Annotated in this window: 15 protein-coding genes and 1 riboswitch; of the genes, 3 read left to right on the top strand and 12 right to left on the bottom strand. The window is 73.9% G+C overall.

Annotated elements, in window-relative coordinates; genetic code table 11:
• Positions 1–6: 6 nt before the first annotated feature.
• The 3 genes from L7N97_RS13915 to L7N97_RS13905 are packed head-to-tail and all read right to left on the bottom strand — an operon-like array spanning position 7 to position 3314.
• The gene (locus tag L7N97_RS13915) at positions 7–1626 is read right to left on the bottom strand and encodes a DHA2 family efflux MFS transporter permease subunit (protein WP_237478951.1); all 1620 of its coding nucleotides are present in this window, start codon (positions 1624–1626) and stop codon (positions 7–9) included.
• A complete protein-coding gene (locus L7N97_RS13910; protein WP_237478950.1) occupies positions 1619–2908 on the bottom strand; it encodes an HlyD family secretion protein in 1290 nt (429 codons plus the stop codon). The genes L7N97_RS13915 and L7N97_RS13910 overlap by 8 nt, the downstream gene beginning before the upstream one ends.
• On the bottom strand, positions 2901–3314 hold the full coding sequence (locus tag L7N97_RS13905) for a MarR family winged helix-turn-helix transcriptional regulator (RefSeq protein ID WP_237482235.1): 414 nt from the start codon (positions 3312–3314) through the stop codon (positions 2901–2903). The genes L7N97_RS13910 and L7N97_RS13905 overlap by 8 nt, the downstream gene beginning before the upstream one ends.
• A 231-nt stretch (positions 3315–3545) precedes the next feature.
• Between L7N97_RS13905 and L7N97_RS13900 the strand changes: the two genes are divergently transcribed.
• Positions 3546–3887, top strand: a complete 342-nt coding sequence (locus tag L7N97_RS13900) for a hypothetical protein (protein ID WP_237478949.1) — start codon at positions 3546–3548, stop codon at positions 3885–3887.
• A 28-nt stretch (positions 3888–3915) separates the two neighbouring features.
• Here L7N97_RS13900 and L7N97_RS13895 read toward each other — a convergent pair whose 3' ends face one another.
• The 4 genes from L7N97_RS13895 to L7N97_RS13880 form a co-directional block, all read right to left on the bottom strand.
• Positions 3916–4842: an NAD(P)-dependent oxidoreductase gene (locus tag L7N97_RS13895; RefSeq protein WP_309242798.1), complete on the bottom strand. Its 927-nt coding sequence runs from the start codon at positions 4840–4842 to the stop codon at positions 3916–3918.
• A 43-nt stretch (positions 4843–4885) separates the two neighbouring features.
• A complete protein-coding gene (locus tag L7N97_RS13890) occupies positions 4886–6040 on the bottom strand; it encodes a serine hydrolase domain-containing protein (protein ID WP_237478947.1) in 1155 nt (384 codons plus the stop codon).
• Entirely contained in the window at positions 6033–7358 is a 1326-nt protein-coding gene (locus tag L7N97_RS13885) for an LLM class flavin-dependent oxidoreductase (RefSeq protein ID WP_237478946.1), read from the bottom strand. The genes L7N97_RS13890 and L7N97_RS13885 overlap by 8 nt, the downstream gene beginning before the upstream one ends.
• Before the next feature lie 187 nt (positions 7359–7545).
• Positions 7546–8601 (bottom strand): NAD(P)-dependent alcohol dehydrogenase, encoded by a 1056-nt coding sequence (locus L7N97_RS13880; RefSeq protein WP_237478945.1) that lies wholly within the window; start codon positions 8599–8601, stop codon positions 7546–7548.
• A gap of 231 nt (positions 8602–8832) precedes the next feature.
• On the opposite strand from L7N97_RS13880, the gene L7N97_RS13875 reads away from it, so the two are divergent.
• Complete coding sequence (locus tag L7N97_RS13875; protein WP_237478944.1) at positions 8833–9210, top strand: winged helix-turn-helix domain-containing protein; 378 nt, start codon at positions 8833–8835, stop codon at positions 9208–9210.
• A gap of 40 nt (positions 9211–9250) precedes the next feature.
• On the opposite strand, the gene L7N97_RS13870 is transcribed toward L7N97_RS13875, so the two are convergent.
• A complete protein-coding gene (locus L7N97_RS13870) occupies positions 9251–10402 on the bottom strand; it encodes an aminotransferase (RefSeq protein ID WP_237478943.1) in 1152 nt (383 codons plus the stop codon).
• 287 nt (positions 10403–10689) lie between these two features.
• On the opposite strand from L7N97_RS13870, the gene L7N97_RS13865 reads away from it, so the two are divergent.
• Complete coding sequence (locus tag L7N97_RS13865; protein WP_237478942.1) at positions 10690–11748, top strand: HD-GYP domain-containing protein; 1059 nt, start codon at positions 10690–10692, stop codon at positions 11746–11748.
• 1 nt (position 11749) lies between these two features.
• Here L7N97_RS13865 and L7N97_RS13860 read toward each other — a convergent pair whose 3' ends face one another.
• Genes L7N97_RS13860 through thiO form a run of 4 tightly spaced genes read right to left on the bottom strand, consistent with a single transcriptional unit; the run spans position 11750 to position 14670 of the window.
• Positions 11750–12370 (bottom strand): thiamine phosphate synthase, encoded by a 621-nt coding sequence (locus L7N97_RS13860; RefSeq protein ID WP_237478941.1) that lies wholly within the window; start codon positions 12368–12370, stop codon positions 11750–11752.
• A complete protein-coding gene (gene thiG / locus L7N97_RS13855; protein ID WP_237478940.1) occupies positions 12367–13155 on the bottom strand; it encodes a thiazole synthase in 789 nt (262 codons plus the stop codon). The genes L7N97_RS13860 and thiG overlap by 4 nt, the downstream gene beginning before the upstream one ends.
• 1 nt (position 13156) lies before the next feature.
• Positions 13157–13453 carry a sulfur carrier protein ThiS gene (gene thiS, locus L7N97_RS13850; protein ID WP_237478939.1) on the bottom strand — a complete coding sequence of 99 codons (297 nt, stop codon included), beginning with the start codon at positions 13451–13453 and terminating at the stop codon, positions 13157–13159.
• On the bottom strand, positions 13450–14670 hold the full coding sequence (gene thiO, locus L7N97_RS13845; RefSeq protein WP_237478938.1) for a glycine oxidase ThiO: 1221 nt from the start codon (positions 14668–14670) through the stop codon (positions 13450–13452). Before thiO ends, thiS begins: the two co-directional genes overlap by 4 nt.
• 51 nt (positions 14671–14721) lie before the next feature.
• Positions 14722–14845: riboswitch (TPP riboswitch) on the bottom strand.
• Positions 14846–15018 lie beyond the last annotated feature (173 nt).

Genomic DNA, 15018 nt, shown 5'->3' with positions numbered 1-15018 from the left:
GGAGGGTCACTCCATCACGGCGGAGTGGTCCACCTCCACCGGTCCGCTCGCCTTCCTGAGCAGGAACACCAGCGGCATGGCGCAGAGCGCCATGATCATCAGCAGGCGGAAGTCGTCGATGTAGGCCACCATGGTGGCCTGGGTCGTGACCACGGAGTCGAGCGCCGCGCGGCCGTGCGCCGTGTAGGGGTTCCACATCCGCGCGATGGCGGGCAGGTGGAACATCGGGTTGAACGGCGTCACGTAGCCGGCGATGTCGGCGTGGTTGGCCTGGACATTCTCGGCAAGCAGCGCCGTGACGATCGAGATGCCGACCGACGAGCCGATGTTGCGCGACAGGTTGTAGAGGCCGGTGCCGTCGCCGCGCTGCGCCGCCGACAGCGTCGAGAAGGTGACCACCGACAGCGGCACGAACAGGAAGCCCAGGCCCGCGCCCTGCACGAAGCCGGTCTCGACCACCTGCCACTCGCTCACGTCGCGCGTCCAGCCCGACATGTCGTCCATCGCCCAGGCGGTGAGGACGAGCCCCACCAGCAGCAGCCAGCGCACCTCGACCTTGCCGATCAGCTTGCCCACGAAGAACATGCTGACCATCGTGCCGATGCCGCGCGGCCCCATCACGAGGCCGGCCGTGACGATGGGGTAGTCCATCAGCGTCTGCAGGTAGGGCGTCATCAGCGCCATCGAGGCGAGGTAGGTGACGCCGACGATGAAGATGAAGACCATGCCGACCGCGAAGTTGCGGTCGAGGAACAGCCGCGCGTCGACGAAGGACGCCTTCGCGGTGAAGGTGTGCACGAGAAAGACGTAGAAGGAGCAGGCCGCGACCAGCGCCTCGATCCGGATCTCGCCGGACGAGAACCAGTCGAGCTGCTCGCCCCGGTCGAGGAAGATCTGCAGCGACGCGATAGTGAGGCCGAGCGCCGCGAAGCCGGTCCAGTCGAGCTTGGCCCCGAGCTCCCGCCGCGTCTCGTTGACGAAGGCCGAGATGCCGAGGAACGCCACGGCGCCGATGCCGAGGTTGATGTAGAAGACCCAGCGCCAGGAGATGTTGTCGGTGAGCCAGCCGCCGATCACGGGCCCGAGCACGGGCCCCACCATGATCGACACGCCGTAGACCGCCATGGCGGAGCCGCGCTCCTCGGGCGTGTAGATGTCGAGCAGGATGGCCTGGCCGAGCGGCACCAGCGCGGCGCCGAACATGCCCTGCAGCAGGCGGAAGCCGACGATCTGCACCAGCGACTGCGCGATGCCGCAGAGCACGGAGGCCACCACGAAGCCCGCCACCGAGATCAGCAGCACGCGCTTGCGGCCGAAGGTCTTGGCGAAGTAGCCGGCCGCCGGCGTCATGATGGCGGCGGCCGTGATGTAGGAGGTCAGCACCCAGTTGATCTGGTCGGCCGAGGCCGACACGCTGCCCTGGATGTAGGGCAGCGCCACGTTGGCGATGGTGGTGTCGAGCGCCTGCATCACCACGGCCAGGATCACGCAGGCCGTGATGGCGCCGCGGTTGGGGGCCTCCGGCCCCGCGGTCGCCTCGGGCGAGGGGACGGCGGCGGCCGGCGACGCGATGGGCAGGGCGAGGTCGTCCGGCGCGGGCGCCCCCCGGAGGACGACGCTAGACATGATAGCGCTCCCGCAGCGCGGCGGCCTCGCCGCGCAGCCAGTCGAGCCCGTGCTGCACGGAATCCGGCAGGCCGCGGGCGTGGCCGGTCTCGACGTCCACGACCGCGCTCATGCCGACGCGCAGCGGGGGCTTCTTGGGGTCGTAGTCGACGTGGACCCGCATGGGGATGCGCTGCACGACCTTGACCCAGTTGCCCGTGGTGTTCTGCGCCGGCAGCAGCGAGAAGGACGAGCCCGAGGCCGGGCTGATGCTCTCCACCGTGCCGTGCCACACCACGCCCGGGTAGGTGTCGACGCTCACGTCGGCGGCCTGGCCGGGGCGCACGTAGGTGAGCTCGGTCTCCTTGGGGCTCGCCTCGACCCACGCGTCCGTGTCCGAGATCAGGCTGAAGGCGGCCTGCGCGGCCTTGAGGTAGCCGCCGACCTGGAGCGCGTCGACGTTGGTGACCGTGCCGGCGAAGGGCGCGCGCACCACCGTGTCGTCGAGGTCGCGGCGCGCCTCGTCCACCGCCGCCCGGGCCTGCCGGTAGAACGGGTTCATCTCCACGGGCTGGTCCGCGTCGTCGCCGAGCTGCGCCAGCATGGACTGAGCCTGCGCGGTCGCGACGGCGACGCGCTGTTGCGTGGCGGTGACGTCGTGCTCGGCCGTGTCGTAGGCCGCCTTGGAGGCGAACCTGTTGGACAGGAGGTCCTTCTGACGGTCGAAGGTCGCCTGGTAGAAGGGCAGGTCCGCCTTGGCCTGGGCGATGGCGGACAGCGACTGCTCGTAGCTGGCCTTGAGGGTCAGCACCTGGTTGCGCACCGTGCCGAGCTGCGCTTCCGCGCCCTCCAGCGCGATGCGGAAGCTGTTCGACTTCAGCCGGAACAGCACCTGCCCCTTCTCGACGTGCTGGTTGTCGTGGACCTCGATGGCCCCGACCGTGCCGGACACGTCGGTCGACACGCCGAGCGAGCGCGCCTGGACGTAGGCGTTGTCGGTCGACATCACCTGCCCGCCGGTGACGTATCGGTAGCCGCCGACGACGAGCACCACCGGCAGGGCCGCGAAGAGCAGCGGCCTGAGGCGGCTCTTCTTCGGGCGCGTCGCCGAGGGCACTGCCGCCGCCGCCATGGGGGGCGCCGCGGGCGCCGGCGCGGAGGCCGCGGGGACGGGCGCGGGCGAGCGCGCCGCGGCGGCCTGGGCCCGCGGGCTCACGCGGCCGGAAGCGCCCCGCTCCTCCTCGTCGTGGCGCTCCAGCGGCTCCGCGTCGGAGAAGTCGCGCCCGGACATACCCTCAACCATGCTGTGCCTCGTCGTCGACCGCCGGCTTCGCGCAGGCGTCGGCCAGGTTGGTCTTGAGGCGGGACAGGGCGCCCACGAGGGCGTCGCGCTCCGCGTCGGAGAAGCCCTGGAGGGCTTCGGCCCGCGTCCCCTCCCCGATGTCCTGCAGCAGGGCGAGGCTCGGGTGGGCGGCGGGGGTCAGGTGCAGGCGCCAGCAGCGCCGGTCGGCGGCGTCCTGCCGGCGCTCGACGAGGCCGCGCGCCTGGAGCTTGTCGAGGATCCGCACGAGCGAGATCGGCTCGACCTCAAGGATGTCGGCGAGGCCCGCCTGGTGGATGCCCTCGTTGCGGCTGAGGTGCAGCAGCACCTGCCACTGCGCCCGGGTGAAGCCCAGCGCCGCCGCGCGCTGCTCGAAGCGCCGCCGCATCAGCCGCGCCACGTCGTGCAGCAGGAAGCCCACGGGGGAGGACGGAAAGTTCAAGGCCGGCTCCACGCGCTCCGGGGCGGACCGGCGCCGCCCTGCCCGTCAGCATGCGTTTCATAGACATGCTTATGATCCGCATGTAACGGTTCAGCATTCGTCGGACAAGCGGGGCGGCGTCCGGGCTGGCATGCCGGGGCCGCATGGGCCGGGCCGACTGCGCAGCGGAGGATCGCGATGAGGAAACGGGGATGGCGGACGGCGCTGGCGGCGCCGGGACTCCTGGCGCCGCTGCTCGCGCCGGGCGCCGCGATGGCGGGGCCGGCCTTCTCCTGCGGCGGCTTCGCCCAGCTCGGCGGCGCGCAGCTCCTGTGCAGCCATGTCGACCCCGCGGCGCCGACCCAGATCTGCACCTATTCCTGGACGCTCGCCACGGCGGGCGGCTCGCCCAGCGTGGTGCAGGGCTCGTTCATGCTGACGCGCGGGCAGCAGAACGTCACCGTCTACCAGGACACGGGCTTCGCCAACGCGCTGGCGACGCCCGTGGTGCTGTGCCAGGGGCGCAAGGACGGGCCGTGAGGGCGGGGTCGGCCGCCCTCGACCGTCTTCAGCTCCGGGCGACGCCGTTGGCGTCCCCGACGATGTCGGACAGCATGGGGACGTAGTCGGCGCCGCGCCCGCCCGCCACCGCGGCCGCGAAGCTGTTGCGCACCGCGGCGCCGACCGGGTTGGCCACCTCGGCCGCCTGCGCGAAGCCCGCGAGGTAGGTCAGGTCCTTCAGCGCGTTGGACAGGGTGAACTTGTGCGCGTCTCGGTCCCGTTCGAGCACGTAGGTGAAGAACGTGTCGTAGAACGGGCAGTGCATGCGCCCCCCGCGGATCACCGCGTCGAACACCTGCGGGGTCAGCCCGGCCTTGGCGCCGAGCATCAGGGCCTCCGAATAGATGGCCGCGTAGCCGAGCGACACGAAGTTGTTGAGCAGCTTCATCGTGTGGCCGGTGCCCACGGGCCCGGTCGGCACCACGCGGCCCGCGAAACAGTCGATGATCGGGCGCACCCGCGCGACCGCGGCCTCGTCGCCCCCCACCATCACGTCGAGGTTGCCCGCCCAGGCGTCCTTGGGCGTGCGGCTCAGCGGCGCGTCGACCAGCGCGATGCCGTGCGGCTGGAGCGCGGCGGCGAGGCGCACCGTCGAGGCGGGCTCGGAGGTCGAGCAGTCGACGACCACCAGCGGCACGCCCGCGGAGGCGAGCCCGTCCGGCCCCTCCACCAAGGCCTCGACCTGGCGCGAGCCCGTGACGCAGAGCACCACGACGTCGCTGTTCTCCGCGAGCTCGCGCGCCGAGCGGACCTCACGGGCGCCGTGCGCCACGAGGTCCTCGACGGCCTCGCGCCGCTTGTAGCCCAGCACCGACAGGGGCCAGCCCTTGTCGACGATGTTGCGCGCCATGCCGTGGCCCATCAGGCCCACGCCCACGAAGCCGACCCGTTCCTTGTCCATGGTGTCCCCTCCCCTGCCGTCGCTCGATACCACGCCTCGCGGCCGGCGGGCTCGGGCTCGGCGCGGCCGGAGCGCGTCAGTCCAGCGCGGCGTAGACCATGGCGCGCGCCAGCGTGCGGTAGCCCTGCCGCTGCTCGGCCGACGACGACTGCAGCATCAGCACGGCGAAGAGGTCCCGCGCCGGGTCGACCCAGAAGTAGGTGCCGCCGACGCCGCTCCAGAAGACGTCGCCCGGCGTGCCCGGGAACGGCGCCTCGCCGGCCGCGACCCGCACCGCGAAGCCCAGGCCGAAGCCGTAGCCCGGCCCCGGCGGGTAGTAGCTGGCGCGCCCGGTGTCGCGCCCGAGGTGGTCGGCGGTCATCAGGGCCAGGGTGGCGGGGCCGAGCACGCGCGCGCCCTCGAGCGTGCCGCGGCCGAGCACCATCCGGCAGAAGCGCGCGTAGTCGGCCGCCGTCGAGACCAGCCCGCCGCCGGCGCTCTCGTGGCGGCGGGGGATGCAGGGGTCGAAGAAGCGGGGCCGTGCGCCCGGCGGCTGCGGCAGCGGCTCGGCCACGCGGGCGCGGTCCCGCTCGGGCAGCAGGAAGCCCGTGTCGGCCATGCCGAGCGGATCGAGCACCAGCGCGCGCAGCGCGGCGCCGAGGCCCAGCCCCGTCGCGACCTCGACCGTGCGCCCGAGCACCTCGGTGGCGTGGCTGTAGTGCCAGAGTTTTCCGGGCTGATGTTCGAGCGGGAAGCCGGCGAGGCGCTCGACGAGTTCCCCCAGCGGCAGGTCGGCGCCGAGGAAACCGTCGCGCGCCAGCGCCCGCCCGGCCGGGCCGCCGTCGAGGTAGCCGTAGGCGAGGCCGGCCGTGTGGCGCAGGAGGTCCTGCACGGTCGGGGCGGCGGCGGCCGGCACGGTGCCGCCGCCCGGCGCCGCGACCCGGAGGTCGGCGAAGGCGGGGATCAGCTCCGCGACGGGCTGGTCGAGCCGCAGCTCGCCGCGCTCGACCAGGACCATGGCGGCGACGCTGACGATCGGCTTCGTCATGGAGAAGATGCGCCACACGGCGTCGGGGCGCAGCGGGTCGCGCGCGGCGGCGTCGCGCCAGCCGGCCGCGTGCTCGAAGGCGACGCCGTCGCGGCGCCCGACGACGACCTGCGCGCCGGCGATCAGCCCCGCCGCGGCGTCGCGGTCGAGGCGGCGCGCGAGGGCGTCGAGGCGGTCGGTGCGGAGGGCGGGACGCTTAGGCAAAGAAGCGGTTCGCAGGCCGCGGCAGGCCGAGGTTGTCGCGCAGCGTCGGGCCCTCGTAGTCGCGGCGGAACAGGCCGCGGCGCTGCAGCTCGGGCACGACGCGCTCCACGACGTCGTCGAGGCCGGCCGGCAGGTCGGAGAACATCAGGTTGAAGCCGTCGCAGGCGTCGCCGTCGAGCCACTCCTCCATGCCGTCGGCGATCGTGGCGGGCGTGCCCACGAAGGCGAGGCCCGCGTAGGAGCCGGCGCGGGCCGCGAGCTCGCGGATGGTGAGCCCCTCCTCGCGCGCCATGGCGACCATGCGGGCGCGGCCGCTCTTGCTGGCCTCGGTCTCGGGGATCTCGGGCAGCGGCCCGTCCGGGTCGTAGCCCGACACGTCGGTGCCCAGCATGCCGTTGAGCGAGCCGATGCCGCTGTCGTAGTGGACCAGCGCGTCGAGCCGCGCGCGCTTGGCCCGCGCTTCCTCGACCGTGTCGCCCACCACCACGAAGGCGGCGGGCAGGATCTTGCAGTGGTCCGGGTCGCGGCCGAGCGCGCGCATGCGCCCCTTCACGTCGGCGTAGAAGCCCTGCGCCTTGCCGAGCGAGGCCTCGGCCGCGAACACGACCTCGGCGGTCTCGGCCGCGAGCTGCCGGCCCGGCTCGGAGGAGCCGGCCTGCACCACCACGGGCCAGCCCTGCGGCGCGCGGGCGATGTTGAGGGGCCCGCGCACCTTGAGGCTCGGGCCCTCGTGGCCGAGCACGTGCATCCTCCCGGGGTCGAAGTAGACCCCGCTCTCGACGTCGCGCACGAAGGCGTCATCGGCGAAGCTGTCCCACAGGCCCGTGACGACGTCGTAGAACTCGCGCGCCCGCTTGTAGCGGTCGGCGTGGTCCATCTGCCCGTCCTGGCCGAAGTTCAGCGCCGCGTCCGGGTTGGCGGTGGTGACGATGTTCCAGCCCGCGCGGCCGTTCGAGATGTGGTCGAGCGAGGCGAAGCGGCGCGCCACGTGGTACGGCGCGTCGAAGGTCGTCGAGGCCGTGGCGACGAGGCCGATGCGCTCCGTCACGGCCGCGAGGGCGGACAGCAGCGTGAAGGGCTCGAAGGAGGTCACGGTGTGGCTGCGCTTCAGCGCGTCCACCGGCATGTTCAGCACGGCGAGGTGGTCCGCCATGAAGAAGGCGTCGAACTTCGCGGCCTCCAGCCGCTGTGCGAAACGCTTGATGTGGGCGAAGTTGAAGTTCGCGTCCGGATAGGCGCCGGGATAGCGCCAGGAGCCGGTGTGGATCGCGACCGGGCGCATGAAGGCGCCGAGGCGCAGGCGGCGTGTGCGGCTCATGGAGCCTCCGGGTGGCGGCGGGAGCGCGTCCCGTCGCCGCCATGGTGCACCGCGGCGGCGCGAGGGGCAACGCCGGGGGTTGAACGGGCCGCGACGGCGCCGGCCTGCCGGCACCGCGGACCCGGAAGCCGACCCGCCGTTCCCGGCCGGGAACAGCGAGGCGCCGTCCGGCCCCGCGGACGGCCGCTCAGGCGGCGGCGGGCATCGTCGCCATGTCGATCACGAAGCGGTACTTCACGTCGCTCCGCACCATGCGGGCGAAGGCCGCCTCGATCTCCTCCATGCGGATCATCTCGATGTCGGCCGTGAGGCCGTGCTGGCCGCAGAAGTCGAGCATCTCCTGCGTCTCGGCGATGCCGCCGATCAGCGAGCCCGCGAAGTTGCGGCGCTTGAAGATCAGGCCGAAGGCGTTGGTGTCGAGCGGCTGGTTCGGGGCGCCGACCTGGCACAGCGTGGCGTCGCGCTTCAGGCAGTTCAGCAGCGCGTTGATGTCGTGCTTGGCCGCCACCGTGTCGAGGATGAAGTCGAAGGTGCCGGCCTGCGCCGCCATGGCGTCGGGGTCGCGCGACACCACCACCTCGGCGGCACCGAGGCGCCTGGCGTCCTCGGCCTTGCCGGGCGAGGTCGTGAACAGCACCACGTGGGCCCCCATGGCGTGGGCGAGCTTGACGCCCATGTGGCCGAGGCCGCCGAGCCCGACGATGCCGACGCGCTGGCCGGGGCCGACCTTCCAGTGCTTCAGGGGCGAATAGGTGGTGATGCCGGCGCAGAGCAGCGGCGCCACGGCCTTGAGGTCGAGGTTCTGCGGGATCTTGAGCGTGAAGCCCTCGTCGACCACGACGGCCTGGCTGTAGCCGCCGAAGGTCAGGCCGCCCGACACCTTGTCCTCGCTGTTGTACGTGAAGGTCTGGCCCTTCTCGCAGTAGTTCTCCAGCCCTTCCGCGCACGACGGGCAGTCCCGGCAGCTGTCGACGAGGCAGCCCACGCCGGCGAGGTCGCCGACCTTGAACTTGGTGACGTCGGATCCGACCGCGGTGACGCGGCCCACGATCTCGTGGCCGGGCAGGCAGGGATAGAGGGTGTTTTGCCACTCGTTGCGGGCCTGGTGCAGGTCGGAATGGCACACGCCGCAATACTGGATGTCGATGCGCACGTCCTTCGGGCCGGGGTCGCGGCGCTCGAAGGAGATGGGGCCGAGCGGCCGGTCGGCCGCCGAGGTGGCGTAGCCTACGCAGGTGAACATGGGTCGAGTCCCGTCTCATGAACGAAGGCGCCGGCGACCTGTCGGCCGCCGGCGTCGTATGCGACAACGCACAGCGACAGCCGCGTGTCCACCGCCGCATGCCGCGGCCGCGGCCGGCGCGGCGGATTGACAAGCCGAGGGTGGCCCGTGTTCGCTCCCCTGCCCCGCAGCGGCGGCATCGGGACGAACGGGCACATGGGCGACGAGGCAGGCCGGCGCGGAGGGATGTGCGTGGCGTCGCTGAGCCTCAGGATCGACCTCGATCCCGGCGGGCGCATCGGCCCGGGCAAGATCGAGCTGCTGGAGAAGATCGCCGCCTTCGGCTCCATCTCGGCGGCCGGGCGCGCCATGGACATGTCCTACCGCCGCGCCTGGGAGCTGGTCGAGGAGATCAACACCATCTTCGGCAAGCCCGTGGTCGAGTGCCAGGCCGGCGGGCGGCGGGGCGGGGGCGCGCGGCTCACGGCCCTCGGGCTCGCGCTGGTGACGCGCTTCCGCGCCGTCGAGCGCGCGGCCGCCCTGGCGGCCGCCGACCACCTCGCGGCGCTGCAGGTCGAGGTGGAGCGGCCGGCGCCGCCCGAGGCGGCCCCCGAGCCGCCCGCGGCCTGACGCGCTTCCCGGACGGGCGGTCGGCTCGTCCGGGGAGGCTTCAGGCGGCGCGCCCCGCCACCCCGTCGAGCCGCTCCAGCGCGCTGTCGAGCGTCGCGTCCGTCTTGGCGAAGCAGAAGCGCGCGACGCTGCGCACGGGATCCTCCGCGTAGAAGGCCGACACCGGCACGGCCGCGACGCCGCGCTCGGCCACCAGCCGCTCGCAGAAGGCGGCGTCGTCCGTCACGCCGAGCGGCCCGAGGTCGACGTTGAGGAAGTAGGTCCCCGCCGTCGGCAGCACCGTGAAGCCGCGCTCGGACAGGCCCGCGCTCAGCCGGTCGCGCGAGCGCTGCAGCGCCGCGCGCTGCTCGTCGAGGTGCGCGCCGTCCTTGCCGAGGCCATACGCGACGGCGCTCTGCAGGTTCGGCGGCGTGGTGAAGGTGAGGAACTGGTGGGCCTTGGACAGGACGCGCATCAGCCGCGGCATCGCCACCGTGAAGCCGACCTTCCACCCCGTGAGGCCGAAGATCTTGCCCGCCGACCCCACCTTGACGGTGCGCTCGCGCATGCCGGGCAGGCTCATCATCGGCACGTGCTCGGCGCCGTCGAAGGTGATGTGCTCCCACACCTCGTCGCAGAGCGCGACCGCGTCGTGGGCCGCGCAGAACCGCGCCAGCCGCTCCAGCGCGGGGCGCGCGAACACCGTGCCGGACGGGTTGAGGGGCGAGTTGAACAGCACGACGCGGGTGCGGGGCGAGAAGGCGCGGGCGAGGTCCTCGTCCGAGAAGTCCCACTGCGGCGGCCGCAGCGTGACGAAGCGCGGCACGCCGCCGGCGCGGCGCACGAGCGGCAGGTAGGCGTCGTACATGGGCTGGAACAGCACCACTTCGTCGCCGGGTTCGATCAGCGCCAGCAGCGCGCCCGCGAGCGCCTCCGTCGCCCCCGACGTCACCATGACGTCCTCGGCCGACAGGGCGAGGCCCTGGTGCCTGCCGTAATGGTCGGCGACGGCCTGGCGCAGCTCGGGCAGGCCCATCATGGGCGGGTACTGGTTCCAGCCGTCGACCACAGCCTCGGCGGCGCGCCGGCGGAGGTCGAGCGGGCCGGGGTCGTCCGGGAAGCCCTGGCCGAGGTTCACGGCCCCGTGCTGGCGCGCCAGGCGCGACATGGTCTCGAAGACGGTGGTGGGCAGGTCGGCGAAGACGGGGTTCACGGGCGCGGCCTCCGCGGTCGATCGTGGCCCCGCTGTCGCGGTTCGGGCCGGCTTTGGCAAGCCGCGGCGCCGGAGCGGGTGCGGATGGCGGGCCGGCGCGGCGATCCGCTGCATGCAAGAGAACCTTCACCCTGTTCAAGGGAGCGGCGCCCGGCCCTGCGCCGCCCCGTTGCGGGGTTTCGGGGCGCGGCGTAGTCTGACCAGCCCGAGCCGCCCGGGATCGACCACGCGGCAGGATGCCCCCTCCCCTCGCGGCCGGGGCGTCTGCGGACCGGAGGACCCCGCGGGTGCTTTTGCTGACGGACCGGCTGAAGGAAGGCCACCGGCTTCGGCAGATCATGGATGCCGTCGAGCCCTGCACCCTGGTGGGTCCGGGGCAGAGCGCCCCCGCGTCGGCCGAGCACGGCCTCATCGTCTGCGACGCCGCGCTCGACGACCCTGCCGCCCTGGCGGCCCTGCAGGCCGTCCTGGCGCACCACCGCGTCGATCCGGGCGTCCCCGTGCTGTGCCTCGCGCGGAGCGACGGCCCGGACGCCATGGCGCAGGCCGAAGCGATCGAGGCCACGGCGGTGCTGCCGCGCGACGCCTCCGACGCCCAGATCCTGTTCACCGCCAAGCAGATGGTCGGGGCCGGCCGCGCCGCACCCCGACGCCCGGCGCTCCCCCCCGCCGCGGTGGCGAGCGCGCGCGAAGCGGCGGCGGCCTTCGGCGACATGTTCGAGGCCGCGCGGCGCGGCCGGCCGATCGCGCCCGCCAGCCTGGAACAGGGGGCCGGCGCCGTGATGGCGGGCGTCGGCGGCGGGCGCATCGGCGCCTGGCTCGACGTGGTGCGCTCCTACGACGACGTCACCTACCAGCACTGCCTGCTCGTGGCGGGGCTCGCGGCCGGCTTCGCGGCCCGCCTCGGCGTGACCGTGAAGGGGCAGCGGCTGATCGCGCAGGCGGCGCTCGTCCACGACATCGGCAAGGCCGCCATCCCGCACGCGGTCCTCAACAAGGCCGGGCCGCTGTCGCCCTCGGAGGCGGAGGTGATGCGGACGCACCCGCAGGTCGGCTACGACATGCTCGTCCGGCAGGGGGGCTTCGACCCGCAACTGCTCGACATCGTGCGCCACCACCACGAATACGTCGACGGTTCCGGCTACCCGGACGCGCTCGGCGGCGAGAAGGTGTCGCCGTTGACGCGCCTAGTGACGATCTGCGACATCTACGCGGCGCTGATCGAGCGGCGCCCCTACAAGGCGCCGAAGCCGCCGCGGGACGCCCTCGCCGCCCTGGTCGCCATGGGCGGGAAGCTCGACGCGGGGCTGCTCCGATCGTTCCACGGGCTGGTGGGGGCGGGATAGCTCATCGCACCGCCGGCCACCCCGCGACGAAGCCCGCCCCGCCCCGCATCGCATCGCCCATCACGGCGGCGCCGGCGGCGCCGGCCTCCAGGCACCCGCCCGCCATCCCCGCCGTGATCCCGCCGAGCGCCAGCACCGGCAGGCCGACCGCGGCGGCGGCCCGCAGCCCGTCGAGCCCCAGCGCCGGCCCGTAGCCGGGCTTGCTCCGCGACGGGAAGACCGGGCTCAGCGTCGCGTAGTCGGCGCCGGCGTCGCGCGCGGCGCGCAGGTCGGCGAGGGAATGCGCCGACACGCCGACGAGCGCGCCCGGCCCGAGCCGCCGCCGCGCCGCCGCGACATCCGCCCCGGCGCCGAGCTGCACGCCGGCGCCGACCTCCACGGCCAGCGCGACGTCGGCCCCCACCGTCAGCGCGGCGCCGTGCTGCGCCGCGCGGGCCGCGAGGTCGAGCGCCAGCGCGCGCCGCTCCGCCGGGGGTAGGTCGCGGTCGCGCAGCCACAGCCAGCGCAGGCCCGCGGCGAGCAGCGCCCCGCAGAGTTCGGGCAGCGGTTCCGCCGCCTGGTGCCGGTCGGTGACGACCAGCAGCCTCCCCGGCAGAGGCCTGCCGGAGACCGGAAGCGTCACGAGCCGAGGAGGCCCATCTGCGGGCTCGACGGCTCGGCGCGGCGGCGGGCCGGGATGCGGCCGGCGCGGTGCGCGAGGCGCCCGGCCTCCACCGCGTGGCGGAAGGCGCGAGCCATCAGCACCGGATCGTCGGCCTTGGAGACCGCCGTGTTGAGCAGCACCGCGGAGGCGCCGAGCTCCATGGCGATCGTCGCGTCCGAGGCCGTGCCGAGGCCGGCGTCGACGATCACCGGCACGGGCGAGCGGCGGCACAGGTGCTCCAGCAGCGCCGGGTCGGACACGCCGAGCCCCGAGCCGATCAGCGAGCCGAGCGGCATCACGGCCGCGGCGCCGCGGTCGGCTAGGCGCTGGCACAGCACGGGGTCGGAGAAGCAGTAGGGCAGCACGACGAAGCCGAGTTCGACCAGCTTCTCCGTCGCCTTGAGGAGTTCGACCGCGTCGGGATAGAGGGTCTCGCGGTCGCCGATGATCTCGAGCTTGACCCAATCGGTGCCCAGCGCCTCGCGGCCGAGCTCGGCGGTGAGGATGGCGTCGCGCGCCGTCTCGCAGCCCGCCGTGTTGGGCAGGAAGCGGCGGCCCTTGAGCAGGCTCACCGTGTCGGAGCCGTGGCCGTCGAGCGAGATGCGCCGCATCGACACCGTGACCATGTCGCAGCCCGAGGCCTCCACGGCGTCGGCCATGATGCGCTGCGTCGGATAGCCGGCCGTGCCGAGGATGAGGCGCGACGAGAAGCGCTGCCCCGCGATGACCAGCGCGTCGTCGACCTGGTGTGCGTCGTCCGTCATGTCAGCCTCCCGCCACGGCGCGGATGATCTCCACCCGGTCGCCCTCGTTGATCCTCGTGTCGTCCCAGCGCGCCGCCCGCACCACCTCGCCGTTCAGCGCGATGGCGAAGCCGCGGCGCGAGGGCGGCTCAGGGGCGCCAGCGGGCGCGGGTGCCCCCTCTCCTGCAGCTTCGTCCCCCGTGCTTCCCCAAGCACCCGCATCCGTGGGAACCCTCAGATGCGCGGTCTCCGCCGCCCACAGCGCCGCGAGGTTGCGGGCCTCGGTGTCGCGCGCCTCGCCGTTGACCGTCAGCCTCATGCGTCCCTCCCCGCGAACCGTCCGATGCCGAACCCCGCCGCCGCGCCCGCCACCGCGCCCTCGATCACCAGTTCCTCGACCGCCCGCGCCGTGACGGGGGCCAGCAGGTAGCCGTTGCGGTGGTGCCCGGCCGCGAAGGCGAGCCCCGGCACCGCGCAGGCGCCGAGCGCCGGCGCGTCGTCCTCCGTGGTCGGGCGGAAGCCGGCCCACACGCCCTCGACCGCCATCTCCTCGACGCCGGGCAGGACGCGCCGCACGCCCTCCAGCAGGGCGTAGAGCCCGCCCGCCGTGACGTGGGGGTCGAAGCCGGCCTCCTCCATGGTGGCACCGACGATCATGCGGCCGTCGGACTTCGGCGCGATGTGGACCTCGGCGGTCCAGACGACGTGGTCGAGCGGCAGCGGCTGGTTCCGGCCGAACCGCGGCCGCGGCCTCAGCGCCATGGACTGGCCCTTGAGCGGGCGCAGCGGCAGGTGCAGCCCCGCGGGCAGCAGGCCGCCCGAGGCCGCGGCGGCGCCGCTGGCGATCACGACCGTGTCGGCCCGGCAGACTCGCCCGCCGATCGTGATGCCCGCGACGCGTCCCCCCGACAGGTCGAGCGCATCCACCGCGGCGCCCTCGACCAGGCGTCCGCCGCGGCGGACGAAGGCCGCGCGCAGGGCCGCGACGGTGAGGCGGGGGTCGACCTGATGGTCGCCGGGGCAGAAGATGCCGCCCGACACGTTGGGGCGCAGGCCGGGTTCGAGGTCGAGCACCGCGGAAGGGCCCATCCAGCGGGCGTCGAGCCCGGCGCGGAGCTGCAGGGCGTGGCGGGCGCGCAGGCGGTCCACCTCGTCGCGGCCGACCGCGACCACCAGCGTGCCCTTCTCCCAATAGTCGATGGAGAGGCCGGCGTCGGCTTCGAGCTCGTCGCGGAAGGCGGGCCACAGCGCCAGGCTTTCGAGGCAGAGTCCGAGCAGCGGGTCGCCGCCGGGCTCGTGCTCGGCTTCCGCGGCCAGCATGCCGGTGGCGGCGGAGCTGGTGCCGCCGCCCGCCACGCCGGCGTCGAAGACCGCGACGGTGAGCCCGCGGCGGAGCAGCCGCCATCCGACCGACAGGCCGATCACCCCGCCGCCCACCACGGCCACGTCGACGCGCGCCGGCACCTCCGGCGCGGGGCCGGGGGGGGCCGCGGGCAGCGGGCCCAGGGCGTTGAACAGGACGGGTGCGCCCGCCATCGTGCATCACTCCCCGACACGGCGGGGGTGAGGGGACCGGCTTGTGCGACGAGGCGGGGCCGGTTCCATTCCCTACGCCGGTGCGAACCGGATCAGGTTCTATGGATTTCCGCGCCGCCCGGTGCCGGGCCCAGCGGTGTCTCAGCCCCTTGGCGGGGATCTCCGTGGAACATCGGGAAAATGGAGGGCCGGCGGGGACGGGTCAAGGCCCTTCGCCCGCGGCCGACCTCGCGGCGCGCGTACGGCCGCCGGGGCTCGTCCCTCGGCGGCCGTGCTTGGTTCGAGGAAGGCTCCGTCCGCCTCAGGCCGCCGCGGCCACCAGCGCCCGCCCGGCAACGTTGGCCTGGT

The organism is Lichenibacterium dinghuense, from assembly GCF_021730615.1.
GTDB classification, from domain to species: Bacteria; Pseudomonadota; Alphaproteobacteria; order Rhizobiales; family Beijerinckiaceae; genus Lichenihabitans; species Lichenihabitans dinghuensis.
This window is presented reverse-complemented; position numbering and strand designations above follow the sequence as displayed.